The sequence below is a fragment of the Kitasatospora sp. NE20-6 genome (assembly GCF_045862635.1).
The window spans coordinates 172,668-187,306 of record NZ_BPRL01000002.1 but is presented as its reverse complement, the minus strand read 5'-3'; the positions used below and the strand labels follow the sequence as shown (position 1 = coordinate 187,306).

Here is a 14,639-nt window from a genome sequence, read left to right as displayed (position 1 = left end):
GATCACGCGTCAGCGCGAGGTGAGCTGCTCGGCGAGGGCGCGCAGCGCGAGCTCGTACGAGCCGAGCCCGAAGCCTGCGATGGTGCCGGAGGCGATCGAGGCGATCACCGAGTTGTGCCGGAACGTCTCGCGGGCGTACGGGTTGGAGATGTGCACCTCGATGAGCGGTGCGGTGCGCTGGGCCGCGGCGTCGCGCATCGCGTACGAGTAGTGCGTGAAGGCGCCGGGGTTGATGACGATCGGCGTCTTCGCGTCGGCCGCCTGGTGGAGCCACTCGACCATCTGCAGCTCGGAGTTGGTCTCCCGCACCTCGACGTCGAGGCCGAGTTCGGCGCCGAGCTTGGTGCAGCGGTCGACGAGCCCCGTGTAGGAGGTGGCGCCGTAGACGTCGGGCTCGCGGCTGCCGAGCCGTCCGAGGTTGGGCCCGTTGAGGACGAGCACCCGTGTGGTCATCCGGACACCTCCGCGTAGGCGGCGACCAGCAGGGACGGGTCGGGTCCTTCCAGGATGGCGGTCTTGGCGAGGCCGTCCAGGACGACGAAGCGCAGCAGGTCGCCGCGGGACTTCTTGTCGATCTTCATGGCGTCGAGCAGCTTGGGCCAGGCGTCGGCGCGGTACGTCAGCGGGAGGCCCACGGAGGCCAGCACCGAGCGGTGGCGGTCGGCCGTCTCGTCGTCCAGCCTACCGGCGAGGCGGCCGAGTTCCGCGGCGAAGACCATGCCGATGGAGATCGCCGCGCCGTGCCGCCACTTGTAGCGCTCGTTGCGCTCGATGGCGTGGCCGAGGGTGTGGCCGTAGTTGAGGATCTCGCGGCGGCCGGCTTCCTTGAGGTCACCGGAGACGACGTCGGCCTTGACCTGGATGGCCCGCCGGATGAGCTCCAGGGTGTGCGGTCCTGCGGGGGTCGCCGCGCCTTCCGGGTCGGACTCGATGAGGTCGAGGATGACGGGGTCGGCGATGAATCCGGCCTTGATCACCTCGGCCAGGCCGGAGATGTAGTCGTGCTTCGGCACGGTCTCCAGCGTCGCGAGGTCGGCGAGCACGCCGACCGGCGGGTGGAAGGCGCCGACCATGTTCTTGCCCTCGGCGATGTTGATGCCGGTCTTTCCGCCGACCGCCGCGTCGACCATGCCGAGGAGCGTGGTGGGCATGGAGATCCAGCGCACGCCGCGCAGCCAGGTGGCCGCGACGAAGCCCGCGAGGTCGGTGGTGGCGCCGCCGCCGAGTCCGACGACGACGTCGCTGCGGGTGAAGCCGGTCTGGCCGAGCACCGACCAGCAGTAGGCCGCGACCTCGGCGCTCTTGGCGTCCTCGGCGTTGGGCACCTGGAGGGCGATCGCCTCGTAGCCCTCGGCGGCGAGGTCCTCGCGGATCGCGTCGCCGGTCGCGGAGAGCGCCTCGGGGTGGATGATCGCCACCCGCTTGGCCTTCGGGCCGATGAGCGGTGCGAGTTCGCCGAGCAGACGGTGCCCGATCAGCACGTCGTACGGGTCGTGGCCGGCGCTGCCGCCGACGTGGATGGTGACGGTGTCGGTCATGCCTGCTTCAGCTCCAGTGCTTCCAGTACGGCGTCCGCGACCTGCTCGGGGGCGCGTCCCTCGGTGTCGACGACGGCCTTGGCCACCTCCAGGTAGAGGGGGCGGCGGGCGTCCATCAGCTCGCGCCAGCGGGCGCGCGGGTTGACGGCGAGCAGCGGGCGCGGCGCGTCCAGGCCGACCCGCTTGACCGCGTCGCCGAGGGCGACCTCCAGGAACACCACGGGCAGGCCGGCGAGCACGGCCCGGGTCTCCGCGGCCATGACGGCGCCGCCGCCGAGGGCGAGCACGCCGGTGTGGCTCTCGGCGGCCGCACGGACGGCCTGCACCTCCAGGGCTCGGAAGTGCGGCTCGCCCTCGTCGATGAAGATCTCCGGGATCGGCTTGCCGGCCTGCTCCTCGATGTCGGCGTCGGTGTCCCGGAAGGAGACGCCGAGCCGCTCGGCGAGCAGCCGGCCGACCGTGGACTTGCCGGCTCCGGGCGGGCCCACGAGCACGACGGCCGGCGCGCTCATGCGGCCCTCCTCGCCGTGTCCGTCGGGAGCGACCGCAGCGCGCGCCCCCTGACGGCCGACCCGTTGCGGTCGCTCATCGGACGATCAGGTGATCGAGGTAGGACTGCACGTTGCGGCGGGTCTCCGCGACGTGGTCGCCGCCGAACTTCTCCGCCACCGCGTCCGCCAGCACCAGCGCCACCATCGCCTCGGCGACGATGCCGGCGGCCGGCACGGCGCAGACGTCGGAACGCTGGTGGTGCGCCTTGGCCGGCTCGCCGGTGCGCACGTCGAGCGTCTGCAGCGCCCGCGGCACGGTCGCGATCGGCTTCATCGCGGCCCGCACCCGCAGCACCTCGCCGGTGGAGAGGCCGCCCTCGGTGCCGCCGGAGCGGCCGGAGGTGCGCTTCACGCCGTCGGCGGTCGGCACGATCTCGTCGTGGGCCTGCGAACCGGGCACCCGGGCCAGGTCGAAGCCGTCGCCGAGCTCGACGCCCTTGATCGCCTGGATGCCCATGAGGGCGGCGGCCAGGCGGGCGTCCAGCCGGCGGTCCCAGTGCACGTGCGAGCCGAGGCCGACGGGCACGCCGTACGCCAGCACCTCGACGACGCCGCCGAGCGTGTCGCCGTCCTTGTGGGCCTGGTCGATCTCGGCGACCATGCGCTTCGAGGCGTCGGCGTCCAGGCAGCGCACCGGGTCCTCGTCGAGGCGCGCCTCGTCGGCGGGCAGCGGGTACACGCCGAGCGGGGCCTTGGCGGCGCCCAGCTCGATCACGTGCGAGACCAGCTCGATGCCGCAGGTCTCCTTCAGGTAGGAGCGCGCGACCGTGCCGATCGCCACGCGGGCGGCCGTCTCACGGGCGGAGGCGCGCTCCAGGATCGGGCGGGCCTCCTCGATGGAGTACTTCTGCATGCCGGCGAGGTCGGCGTGGCCGGGGCGAGGCCGGGTCAGCGGCTCGTTGCGGGCGAGGCCCGCGAGGATGTCCTCGTCGATCGGGTCGGCCGACATGACCTGTTCCCACTTCGGCCACTCGGTGTTCCCCACCATGACCGCGACCGGGCTGCCCATCGACAGGCCGTGCCGGATGCCGCCGAGGAACGTGACCTCGTCCTGCTCGAACTTCATCCGGGCCCCGCGGCCGTAGCCCAGCCGGCGCCTGGCCAGCGCGTCGGCCACCATCGCGGTGGTGACCGGCACACCGGCCGGCAGGCCCTCCAGCGTCGCGACCAGTGCGGGGCCGTGGGACTCCCCCGCCGTCAGCCAGCGCAACGTACCCAACGGAGCTCCTTCGTCAGCGGCCCGGCCCGCGCGGCACGGACCGGCCGGGATTCTCGTCCGGCGGACCCGCCCTCGGGCGACAGGCCCTGGGGCCCGCTCTGCTCCCGATCCTTTCATGCCGAGGGCACCGTCCGGAGCGGGGTCCGCCGACCGGACATCTGATGGACATGTTCGGGGAGGGCCGATGTTTTGCCGGAGGGCCTCGCGGGTAGCCTCCTCAGCTCCCGGCCAGCGCCGCCTCGCCCGCTTCGCGCATCGCCGCGAGCGGCGCGGCCTCCGCGCCGGTGAACGCCTCGAACTGCAGCACCGCCTGGTGCAGCAGCAGGTCGAGCCCGCCCAGCACCGTCGCGCCGCGCTCGGCGCACGCCTCGGCGAGCTTCGTCGGCCACGGGTGGTACAGCACGTCGAACAGCGCCCCCGGCGCGTCCGTCAGGGCACCCGCGAAGCCGTCCGTGGCACCGACCGGGGTGGTCGAGATCGTCAACGGCGCGGCCAGCGCCTCCACCCCCCGGTCCCACGCCGCGGTGCGGAGCCGCAGCCCCAGCCGCTCCCCGAGCGCCTGCATCTCCGCCGCCCGCCCGGCGCTGCGCACGTACACCGTGACCTCGCCGTCGCAGATCTGGGCGAGTGCGGCGAGTGCGGACGAGGCGGTCGCCCCCGCGCCCAGCACGGACGCGGCCCGGACCCGCCCGATCCCGCGCTCGCGCAGGGCGTTGACCAGTCCGGGGACGTCCGTGTTGTCACCGCTGCGGTGCCCGTCCGCCCGGAAGACCACCGTGTTGACGGCGTCGACGGCGAGCGCGGTCTCGCTCACCTCGTCCACCAGCGGGATGATCGCGCGCTTCAGCGGCATCGTCAGCGACAGGCCGGCCCACTCGGCGGGATCGATCCTTTCGATGAACTCCGGCAGCCCCGCCTCGTCCACGTCGAACCGGTCGTAGCGCCGTTCCGTCATGCCGAGCGCCGCGTAGGCGGCGCGGTGCAGCACCGGCGAGAGCGAGTGCGCGATCGGCGAGCCGAGCACGGCCGCACGCAGTTGGGTCGTCACGTGAGTCCCACCATCCGAGTCGTCCACCAGACAGGCCGGGCCACGCCGCCGTGGGCGGGGGACGCCGGGACCCCGGGTCCGGTCCCACCGCCCGCGGGGGCGTGCCGGTGCCCGCATCGTACGCACGCCGGGGCCGGTCCGCCGCGGCCGTCCGCAGTACGGCCGCCTGCCCAGCGACCGGACCTCCCGGACCGCCGGACCCGCACGACCCGCCGGATCCGCACCGCCCACCTGACCCGCCGGATCCGCACAGGACCCGCCTGCCTGACCCGCCGGATCCGCACGACCCGCCCGCCCCGCACCGCTCACCGGGCCCGCGGGACGGGACACGACCGCGCCCGGTCCGCGACGCCCCCGTGCGGGGGGGCGGGCCGACCGGGCGCGGGAGTGGTGCTACTTGCAGGTGACGTTCGCCGCGTTGAATCCAAGCCCGCGCGAGATGCACCACTCCTTGGTGTTCTCCGCGTGCTCCGCGCCGGTGGCCGCGAACTTGGTCTCCTGGGGCGAGATCGCGAGCCAGAAGACCCAGTCGCCGGGGGGCGGGTCCAGGACGGCCCTGATCGCCCCTTCGCCCGGGTTGCCGATCGGGGTCGGCGGCAGGCCGGGGTTGATGTACGAGTTGTACTTCAGCGATCCGTCCCGGATCTCCTTCTCGGACAGCTGCTTGCGCCCCAGCTGGTACTGCAGCGTGGTGTCCAGGCCGAGCCGGTGCTGGGTGGCGTTGGTGTTGAGGCGGTTGTACATCGCCCGCGCCATCTTGCCGAAGTCCTCGTCGTTGTTGCCCTCGGCCTGCAGGATGCTGGCCTCGGTGATGACCTCGTAGGCGCTCTTGAGGTTGAGCTTCTTGGCGCCCTCCTCCAGCCCGAGGTCGTCGTACCGCTTCACGGCGGTGGAGACCATCTGCTTGAGCAGGTCCTCGGGCTTCATCCCGTTGCTGATCGGGTAGCGGGTCGGGAAGAGGAAGCCTTCGACGTTGCCGTTGGCGTAGGCGGGCAGGCCGAGGCTGCCGAGCTGGTCCTTGGCGACGGTGGCCGTGGTGCCCGACGCCAGCTTCAGCTTGGTGTCGATCCTGGTGTAGATGTCGGTCGCCCTGAGCCCCTCCGGCAGGATCAGGAAGTTGCCGCCGGCCGAGTCGACCAGGAACTTCACGGCCTCCGTGCCGGACATCTGCCGGGCCATCGTGTAGAAGCCCGGCTGGATGGTGCCGGCCTTCGCGTTCTTGTTGAAGGCCGTCACGAAGGCGTCCACGCTCTTCACCACGCCGGACTTGAACAGCGTGCTGCCCATCGCGGCGCCGCTGGAGCCTGCCGTGATCTCCACGTGCACGGATCCGGCGCCCGCGCCCACGTAGTCCGGGGGCGGGCCGAAGTGGGTCTGGTAGACGCCGTAGCCCCACCAGCCGGCGCCGCCCATGCCGCCGAGGAGCACGAGGGCGACGACCAGGCAGGCGCCGCGGTTGCGGCGGCCGGCCTTCTTGCCCTTCTCCTTGCGCTTGCGCTCGGCGTCGCGGGAGGGGTCCGCCTCGTCGGCGAAGAAGCCGTCCCGCTCGGGGTCGTCCCCGGCGCGGCCGTCGGCGGCGTCGTCCGCCCAGTCGTCGGCCCAGTCGTCCTCGGGCTCGGTCACGGCGGGGCCGTCGAGGGCGGCGGCTTCGGCCTCCCAGTCGATGCCGTCCGGTCCGGGGCCCGCGGGCCGCGGCTGGGCACGGCGGGGCGGCGGCACGGGGGCGCCGGCCTGCGGCGTCCGGGCCTGCGGCGGGTACGGCCGACCGGGCTGCTGCCCCGCCGGCTGTCCGGCCTGCTGTCCTGCCTGCTGTCCGGCCTGCGGACCGCCCGGCTGTCCGCCCTGCGGGCCGAACTGCTGCTGACCCTGCTGCTGGCCTTGCTGCTGGGGCGCCTGCTGCGGGAAGCCCTGCTGCGGCATCCGGGCCTGCTGCGGATATCCCTGCTGGGACATCTGCTGGGGCATCTGCTGCCCCTGCTGCTGGGCCGCCTGCTGCGGGAAGCCCTGCCCGCCCTGCGGCACCTGCTGCCACGACCCGGTCTGCTGACCGGCGTAGCCGTGCTGCTGCTGCGGCTGCGCCTGCTGGCCGTAACCGGGCTGCTGCTGCCAGCCCTGCTGCTGCGGCATCGACGCCTGCTGCTGCGCCTGCTGCGGGTAGCCCTGCTGGCCGTACGAGGGCTGCTGCTGCCAGCCCTGCTGGCCCTGCGGCTGCTGGGGGTAGCCCTGCTGGCCGTACTGCTGCTGGCCGTACGCGTTCTGCTGCTGCCAGGCGCCGGTCTGGTCGACGGGCTGCTGTTGCTGCTGCGGGATGCCGTACCCGGGATCGCCCGGGGGCCACGGCTGGTCTTCCTGAGGACGGTAGCCCCCACCCGGATCGGTCATCGAACCCCTTATGCGTCCCGCCAACTCGAACCGGCGTGCTACGGCATCATCCGGAGGGAGACGTTACCGTACCGCAGCCAGGGCGATTCCCCGCATGCACACGATCAGTGATCACCCTCCGCAGGCGGCGAACTCCCCTGCGCCTGGTTTGCGTTGAATTCCGCGACGTTCTTCTCCTGCTGTTCGAAACTGTCGGTGAACCTGGTGTCACCGGGGCGCACGGTGACGAAGTACAGCCAGTCACCCTCGGCCGGGGTGGCGGCGGCGTTCAGGGCGTCGCGACCGGGGTTGGAGATCGGCGTGGGCGGCAGGCCGGTGTGCAGGTAGGTGTTGAACGGCGAGTCCAGCTTGGTGTCGGTGGTGGTGGTGGTGAGGGTGGAGCGCCCGAGCGCGTAGTTGATGGACGAGTCGAGCTGCAGGGCCATGTTCTTGGCGAGCCGGTTGTAGATGACGCGGGCCACCTTGGCCATGTCCTCGGGGTTGTCGGCCTCGCCCTGGACGAGGCTGGCGACGGTGAGGATCTCGTAGGGGGTTTTGGCGAATGCCGTGGCGGCGGCGTCCAGCCCGTCGTCGGCGAAGGCGTGGCCGGCCTCGGTGACCATCTGCCTGAGCAGGTCGAGCGGGGTGGTCTCCCCGGTGACGGGATAGGTGGCGGGGTAGAGGTAGCCCTCCGGGTTGCCGTCGGTGCCCTCGGGGAGGCCGAGCTCGTCGGCGTGCTCCTCGGCGATGCCCCTGGTGGTGCCCGCGGCCAGTTTCAGGCGTTCGTCGATCGCCGTGTAGACCTGTTCGGCGCGGCGGCCCTCGGGCACGGTGAGCGCGTTGGCGTTGGCCGGGTCGAGCAGGACGCCGAGCGCGGCCGCGACCGACATCTTCTCGCGCAGGGTGTAGGTGCCGGGCTGGATACTGTTGCCGGCGGGGTGGCTGGTGGCCGCGTCGGTGAAGGCCTTGGTGCTGGCGACGACGCCGCTCTTGACGAGGGCCTGGCCGATGACGGTGAGGGTGGCGCCCCTGGGCACGGAGACCTCGACGGTGCCGGTGCCGTTGCCGGCGTAGTCGGCGGCCCTGGGCGCCGGGTCGGGCCAGGCCAGGTACACGACGAGGGCGAGCGCGCAGGCCACGCCGAAGAGTGCCAGCACGCTCAGGCAGCAGGCGGCGCCGGAGCGGACCTTGTCCGGGTCGGGCGGTTCCACCGCGAACGGGCTGCCCGGCGGCCGGCCCTCGGGTTCCTGCGCGGGGGCTCCGAGGTGGCCGGGGGTGACGCCGGGCGCCATGCCGGGCGCGGTGTACGGGTCGGTCACGGCAGCCCCTCCGCCGGCAGCCGGCCGGGGGCCGGGCTGCGTGGTCAACGGCAGGGGGCCCGTGCGGACATCGCCGCGCGGACCCCCTGTGGGACGTTAATACAACCTGCTCAGCCCGTCGGCTCGACGCTCTCGCCGGGCGCCCGACCGCTCACCCGTTCGGTCTCCAGCGCGGCCTGGAGGATCACCACGGCCGCCGCCTGGTCGATCACCGAACGGCCCTTCTTCGAGGAGCGCCCCGAGGCCCGCAGGCCCTGGGCCGCCGTCACCGTCGTCATCCGCTCGTCGACCAGCCGCACGCCCACCGGCGCCACGAGCCCGGCCAGCCGGCCCGCGTACGCGCGGACCTTGGCCGCCGCCGGGCCCTCCTTGCCGCTCAGCGAGCGGGGGAGGCCGACGACGACCTCGATCGCGTCGTACTCCTCGACGATCGCCTTCAGCCGTGCCTGCGAGCGGCCGCCCGCCGGCACGGTCTCCACCGGCGTGGCGATCAGCCCGTCGGGGTCGCACGAGGCGACCCCGATCCGGGCGTCACCGACGTCGACGGCGATCCGCCGGCCACGGCGGAAGACCTTCTCCTCCGGCAGACCGGAAACGTCCGGCATCAGGACGCGCGCTCCGCGACCAGCGCCCGGACGGCGTCGATCGCCTCGCCGACCGCGGCCGGGTTCGAGCCGCCGCCCTGCGCGACGTCGTCCTTGCCGCCACCGCCGCCGCCGAGCGTCTTGGCCGCGGTGCGGACCAGCTCGCCGGCCTTGACGCCGCGGGCGCGGGCGTCCTCGTTGGTCGCGATGACCGTCAGCGGGCGGTCGTTGGCCACGGTGAAGGCCGCGACCACGGCCGGGCGCGAGCCGAGCCGCGTCCGCACGTCGAGGACGAGCTTGCGCAGCTCGTCCGCGCCCACGCCGTCGGCGACCCGGGCCGCGACCAGCGCCACGCCCCGGACGTCCTCGGCGGACTCGGCCAGCCCCGCGGCGGCCGCGAGGACCTTCTCCGCGCGGAAGCGCTCGATCTCCTTCTCGGCGTCCTTGAGCTTGGCGAGCATCCCGGAGATCTTCTCCGGCAGCTCCTCCGGGCGGCCCTTGACCAGGTCGGTCAGCTGGGACACCACGGTGTGCTCACGGGCCAGGAACTTGTACGCGTCGACGCCGACCAGCGCCTCGACCCGGCGCACGCCGGAGCCGATCGACGACTCGCCGAGCAGCTTCACCAGGCCCAGCTGGGCGGTGTTGCCGACGTGCGTACCGCCGCACAGCTCCTTGGAGAAGTCGCCGATGGTGACGACGCGCACCGAGTCGCCGTACTTCTCGCCGAACATCGCGATGGCGCCGGCCTTGCGGGCCTGGTCCATCGTCATGACCTCGGCGGTGACGTCGAGCTCGCGGACCAGCACCTCGTTGATCTTCTGCTCGACGTCGGCGAGCACGCTGCCGGGCACGGCGGCGGGCGAGCCGAAGTCGAAGCGGAAGCGGCCCGGGGCGTTCTCGGAGCCGGCCTGGGCGGCCGTCGGGCCGAGCGCGTCGCGCAGCGCCTGGTGGGTCAGGTGGGTCGCCGAGTGCGCGCGGGAGACCGCGCGGCGGCGGTCGGTGTCGATGCTCGCGTACGCGGAGGCACCGAGCACGACCTCGCCGAACAGCACGCCGCCGGAGTGCACGGTGACACCCGGCACCGGCTGCTGGACGTCGCGGATCTCCACGACCGCGCCCGAGTCCAGGCGGATCCGGCCGTGGTCGGCGAGCTGGCCGCCGCCCTCGGCGTAGAACGGGGTGCGGTCGAGGATGATCTCGACCTCGTCGCCCTCGGTCGCGGCCGGGGCGGGCACGCCGTCCACGAGCAGGCCGACGACGGTGGCCTCGCCCTCGGTGGCGCCGTAGCCGGTGAAGACGCTGGCGCCGGCCTTGTCGGCGACCTCGCGGTACGCGGTGACGTCGGCGTGGCCCATCTTCTTGGCCCGGGCGTCGGCCTTCGCCGCGTCGCGCTGCTCCTGCATCAGGCGGCGGAAGCCGGCCTCGTCGACCTGGAGGCCCTGCTCCTCGGCCATCTCCAGGGTGAGGTCGATCGGGAAGCCGTAGGTGTCGTGCAGCTTGAAGGCCTGCGCACCCGAGAGGACGGCGGAGCCGGCCTGCTTGGTCTCGGTGACCGCGGTGTCCAGCAGGTTGGTGCCGGTGCGCAGGGTCTGGAGGAAGGAGGTCTCCTCGGCGACCGCGACCGTCTCGATGCGCTTGCGGTCGCTCTCCAGCTCCGGGTACTGCGGCCCCATCGCCTTGATGGTGACGTCCGTCAGCTCCTTGGCCACCGGCTCGGTGGCGCCCAGCAGGCGCATGTTGCGGATCGCGCGGCGCAGGATGCGGCGCAGCACGTAGCCGCGGCCCTCGTTGCCGGGGGTGACGCCGTCGCCGATCAGCATGACCGCGGTGCGGAAGTGGTCGGTGACCACGCGCAGCGAGACGTCCGACTTGTGGTCGGCGCCGTAGGTGTGGCCGGTCAGCTCGGCGGCGCGGTCGAGGATGAGGCGGCTGGTGTCGATCTCGAAGAGGTTGTCGACGCCCTGGAGGATCGCGGCGAGGCGCTCCAGGCCGAGGCCGGTGTCGATGTTCTTGCTCGGCAGGTCGCCGAGGATCTCGAAGCCGTCCTTGCCGTCGCCGTGGCCGCGCTCGTACTGCATGAAGACCAGGTTCCAGATCTCCAGGTAGCGCTCGCCGTTGACCGCCGGGCCGCCCTCCTCGCCGTAGGCGGGACCGCGGTCGTAGTTGATCTCCGAGCACGGGCCGCACGGGCCGGGCACGCCCATCGACCAGAAGTTGTCCTTCATGCCGAGGCGCTGGATGCGCTCGGACGGCACGCCGATGACGTCGCGCCAGATCTGCTCGGCCTCGTCGTCGTCCTTGTAGACGGTGATCCAGAGCTTCTCCTTCTCCAGGCCGTAGCCGCCGTCCGCGACGGGCGAGGTGAGCAGCTCCCACGCGGACTTGATGGCTCCTTCCTTGAAGTAGTCACCGAAGGAGAAGTTGCCGCACATCTGGAAGAACGAGCCGTGCCGGGTGGTCTTGCCGACCTCCTCGATGTCCAGCGTGCGGACGCACTTCTGGACGGAGGTGGCGCGGGAGAACGGCGGCTTGACCTCGCCCAGGAAGTAGGGCTTGAACGGCACCATGCCGGCGTTGACCAGCAGCAGGGTGGGGTCGTCGGCGACCAGCGAGGCCGACGGTACGACGGTGTGGCCGCGCTCCTCGAAGAAGCGCAGCCAGCGGCGGCGGATCTCAGCCGACTCCATCAGGGGTCCTTCCGGTTTGGTTGCTGCCCGGCAGCGCACGGCGCTGGCGGGACTCGGCAATGCGGTGGGTGGTGGTGCTGCGCGTCGGGGGCAGGGCGGCGGCCGGGGAGCCCGGGGCCGCCGAGATAGCTCGGTGGCCCGGCTCCGGGCGCAGCGCCCGGCGGGCGCGCGGGGGCTCGACGACGGCGGTGCCGTCCAGGCCGAGGTCCGCGCGGAGCTGGTCCTCGCGCTCGGCCATCCCGGCCTTCACGTCCAGGGCGAAGCGCTTGGCGGCGTCACCGAGGTGGAGGGCGCCGCGGGCGGCCGTGCCGGAGAGGCTGTCGGGGGTGAGCCGGTGCACGGCCTCGTTCGCCTTGCCCATGGCCCAGACGGCGGCGCCGGCGCCGACCGCCATCCAGAAGATGCGTCGCACCACGACGGTCAGCCCCTCACCGCTCGCCGGACGCGGGCCAGCAGCCCGCCGGTGCGCGGCGTGGTCGCCGCCCGTACCTCGGCCCGGACCAGCCGGGCGAGCGCCTCGCGCTCCGCCGCCTGCTCGGGGACGGTGACGCCGGCCTGCCGACGGCCCGCGGCCTTGCGGACGCCGTAGCTGAACGCGGCGACCTTGACCAGCGGCCCGCCGATGGTGGCGGCGACGGTGGAGGAGAGCGCGTTGGCGTTGGCGGCGGCGTCCTGCACGTTGGCGGTGATCTCGTCGACCCGCTCCAGCTGCTCGTTGGCGCTGCGCACGGCGGCGCCCGCGTCGACCAGCAGCGGCACGGCCTGCTCGGTCACCGCCGACACGAGACCGGTGGCCTCCCGGAGCACCGCGGAGAGGCGGACGAGCACCACGGCGAGCAGGGTGACCAGGACCGCCCAGAACACGGCCACGAGCAGACCGGCCAGCTCTCCCACGGACACCTTGCGCGCTCCCTCGCTTGCGGCTTTCCCCAGGAGGGAACCCTATCGTGACCACGGGGGGTTTCCCGACCGGATAAGGCCCGCGCCGGGCGCCGGCGCGCGTGACCTACCGGCCGGTCACCTCGTTGGGCGGGAGGCGGGCACCGGCCCGTGCGGCACGTTCCGGCGACGACAGGGGCTTCGGGTGTCCAGCGAACCGGGGCCGGGCGTCGGCCCGGCCCGGCCGACGGGCGGGCGGCTGCCCGCGGAGGTCACGTGCTTCGTCGGCCGTCGCGCCGAACTCTCCTCCCTGGCGCGGATGCTGCGCACGTCACGGCTGGTCACGGTGACCGGGCCGGGCGGGGTCGGCAAGTCGCGGCTGGCGCTGCGCGCCGCCGCGGCGGCGGCGGACGGCCCCACGGGCGGCGGGGCCTTCCCGCACGGCGTGCGGTTCGCCGAGATCGGCCCCGTCCAGGATCCGCTGCTGCTCGGCCACGCCGTGCTGGAGGCGCTGGCGCTCACCGACTCGACGGCGCGCCCCCCGCTGGACGTCCTGGTGGAACAGCTCGCCGACCGCCGGATGCTGCTCGTCCTCGACGGCTGCGAGCACCTGGTCCACGCCTGCGCCGACCTCGTCGACACCCTGCTGCGGGGGGCCCCGGGCCTGCGGGTGCTGGCCACGAGCCGGCAGTCGCTGCGGGTGGACGGCGAGCACCTGATGCCGCTGGCCCCGCTGCCGGTCGAGGCGGCGGAGGGCCACCGGCCGGACGCGGTGCGGCTGTTCGCGGCGCGCGCGGCGGCGGTGGTGCCCGGCTTCGAACTGACCGCGGCCAACTCCGCCGACGTGGCGGTGCTCTGCCGCCGCCTGGACGGCATCCCGCTGGCCGTGGAGCTGGCGGCCGGCCGGCTGCGGACGCTGTCGGTCGAGCAGATCGGCGTGCGCCTGGACGACCGGTTCCGGCTGCTCACCGGGGGTGCCAGGACGGCACCGCCGCGCCATCAGACGCTCCGGACGACGATCGGCTGGAGCCATGAACTCTGCACGCCGCAGGAACGTTTGCTCTGGGCCCGGCTCTCCGTCTTCGCCGGCGGCTTCGACCTGGAGGCCGCCGAGTACGTCTGCGCGGGCGACGGCGTCGACCCGGAGTCGGTGCTGGAGCTGATCGGGGAGCTCGTCGACAAGTCCGTGCTGCTGCGCGTCGACGGCGGTGACGCCGTGCGGTTCCGGATGCTCGACACCCTGCGCGAGTACGGCGCCCGGTGGCTGCACTCCGCCGGCGAGGACCAGCGGCTGCTGCGCCGCCACCGCGACTGGTACCTGGGCGTCGCCACCTGGGGCGAGGTCGAGTGGTTCGGCCCCCGGCAGGCCGAGACGGCCGAGCGCACCCGGCTCGCCCACCCCAACCTGCGGGCGGCGCTGGAGTTCTGCCTCGCCGAGCCGGGCGAGGAGCAGCTCGCCCTGCTGCTCGCGGGCACGCTCTGGTTCTACTGGGTCGGCTCCGGCCACCTCGGCGAGGGGCGGCACTGGCTCGACCGGGCGCTGGCGCTCGCACCGGAGGCGACGGCGGCCCGCGCGAAGGCGCTCTGGGTGACCGGGTACATGGCCACCCTCCAGGGCGACCTGATGCGGGCCGAGCCCGCGCTGGAGGAGTGCCGCCGCCAGGCGCTGGAGACGGGCGACGACCGGGCGCTCGCGTACGCGGTGCACCGGCAGGGCTGCGCGGCGCTGATCGGCGACGACCCGGTGCGGGCGGCGGAGCTCTTCGAGGAGGCGCTCTGGCACTACAACGCGCTGGGCGAGCTGAACAGCAACGTGCTGATGGCGATGTTCGAGCTGGGCCTGGCGCAGTTGTTCCAGGGGGACGCGGACGGCGGCGCGGCCTGGATCGACCGGGTGCGGGAGATCTGCGAGGAGCACGGCGAGCAGTGGGCGTACGCCTACGGGCTGTACGCCCACGCGCACGTCCTCTGGACGACGGGCGACCTGCGGCAGGCACGGGCGTACGCGCGCGAGTGCGTGCGGCTCAACCACCGGTTCCGCGACCTGCTGGGCGTGGTGCTGGGGATGGAGCTGCTGGCGGTGCTGGAGACGGAGGGCCCGGAGGCGGACCTGCGGGAGGCGCGGGTGCTGCAGGGCGCGGCGCACCGGATGTGGCTGGGGGTGGGCCGGCCGTTCTTCGGTTCCCGGAGCTTCACCGGTCCGCACCGGGAGGGCGAGCAGCGGGCCCGGTCGGGGCTGACGGAGGACGAGTTCGCGGAGGCGTTCGTGCGCGGGGCGGGCCTCGACCTCGACGCGGCGGTGCGGCGGGCGCTGGGCGGCGGCGGGGGCCCGGCGGAGGCGCCGGCGGGTCCGGAGGGGCTGCCGCCCGACCCGTGCCCGGCGCCGCCGTCCCCCGTGTCGGCGGGCTGGGGCCCGGAGAAGGGGTGAGCCCCCGCGGCCGGTGGGGCTG

At 73.7% G+C, this 14,639-nt stretch carries 12 protein-coding genes; 1 reads left to right on the top strand and 11 read right to left on the bottom strand.

Annotation, left to right across the window (positions count from 1 at the left end; translation table 11 throughout):
- Window positions 1-9 precede the first annotated feature (9 nt).
- The 11 genes from aroQ to SNE206_RS01410 all read right to left on the bottom strand — a co-directional run bounded on the left by aroQ (window position 10) and on the right by SNE206_RS01410 (window position 12,210).
- Entirely contained in the window at window positions 10-453 is a 444-nt protein-coding gene (gene aroQ / locus SNE206_RS01460) for a type II 3-dehydroquinate dehydratase (RefSeq protein ID WP_407911456.1), read from the bottom strand.
- Window positions 450-1,538 (bottom strand): 3-dehydroquinate synthase, encoded by a 1,089-nt coding sequence (gene aroB / locus SNE206_RS01455; RefSeq protein WP_407911455.1) that lies wholly within the window; start codon window positions 1,536-1,538, stop codon window positions 450-452. The genes aroQ and aroB overlap by 4 nt, the downstream gene beginning before the upstream one ends.
- Window positions 1,535-2,050, bottom strand: a complete 516-nt coding sequence (locus SNE206_RS01450) for a shikimate kinase (protein ID WP_407911454.1) — start codon at window positions 2,048-2,050, stop codon at window positions 1,535-1,537. The genes aroB and SNE206_RS01450 overlap by 4 nt, the downstream gene beginning before the upstream one ends.
- A gap of 73 nt (window positions 2,051-2,123) precedes the next feature.
- Window positions 2,124-3,308, bottom strand: coding sequence for a chorismate synthase (gene aroC / locus SNE206_RS01445; protein WP_407911453.1), 1,185 nt, complete (start codon window positions 3,306-3,308; stop codon window positions 2,124-2,126).
- A gap of 217 nt (window positions 3,309-3,525) precedes the next feature.
- Window positions 3,526-4,356, bottom strand: coding sequence for a shikimate dehydrogenase (locus SNE206_RS01440; RefSeq protein WP_407911452.1), 831 nt, complete (start codon window positions 4,354-4,356; stop codon window positions 3,526-3,528).
- A gap of 393 nt (window positions 4,357-4,749) precedes the next feature.
- Window positions 4,750-6,738 (bottom strand): endolytic transglycosylase MltG, encoded by a 1,989-nt coding sequence (mltG, locus tag SNE206_RS01435; RefSeq protein ID WP_407911451.1) that lies wholly within the window; start codon window positions 6,736-6,738, stop codon window positions 4,750-4,752.
- 104 nt (window positions 6,739-6,842) lie between these two features.
- The gene (mltG, locus tag SNE206_RS01430) at window positions 6,843-8,036 is read right to left on the bottom strand and encodes an endolytic transglycosylase MltG (protein ID WP_407911450.1); all 1,194 of its coding nucleotides are present in this window, start codon (window positions 8,034-8,036) and stop codon (window positions 6,843-6,845) included.
- A 110-nt stretch (window positions 8,037-8,146) separates the two neighbouring features.
- Complete coding sequence (ruvX, locus tag SNE206_RS01425; RefSeq protein ID WP_407911449.1) at window positions 8,147-8,641, bottom strand: Holliday junction resolvase RuvX; 495 nt, start codon at window positions 8,639-8,641, stop codon at window positions 8,147-8,149.
- Window positions 8,641-11,310, bottom strand: coding sequence for an alanine--tRNA ligase (gene alaS, locus SNE206_RS01420; RefSeq protein WP_407911448.1), 2,670 nt, complete (start codon window positions 11,308-11,310; stop codon window positions 8,641-8,643). The genes ruvX and alaS overlap by 1 nt, the downstream gene beginning before the upstream one ends.
- Complete coding sequence (locus SNE206_RS01415) at window positions 11,297-11,725, bottom strand: DUF6167 family protein (RefSeq protein ID WP_407911447.1); 429 nt, start codon at window positions 11,723-11,725, stop codon at window positions 11,297-11,299. Before SNE206_RS01415 ends, alaS begins: the two co-directional genes overlap by 14 nt.
- Before the next feature lie 5 nt (window positions 11,726-11,730).
- Complete coding sequence (locus tag SNE206_RS01410) at window positions 11,731-12,210, bottom strand: DUF948 domain-containing protein (protein WP_407911446.1); 480 nt, start codon at window positions 12,208-12,210, stop codon at window positions 11,731-11,733.
- 184 nt (window positions 12,211-12,394) lie between these two features.
- Here SNE206_RS01410 and SNE206_RS01405 point away from each other — a divergent pair, with 184 nt between their 5' ends.
- Window positions 12,395-14,617: an ATP-binding protein gene (locus SNE206_RS01405; protein ID WP_407911445.1), complete on the top strand. Its 2,223-nt coding sequence runs from the start codon at window positions 12,395-12,397 to the stop codon at window positions 14,615-14,617.
- The last annotated feature ends 22 nt before the right edge of the window (window positions 14,618-14,639 follow it).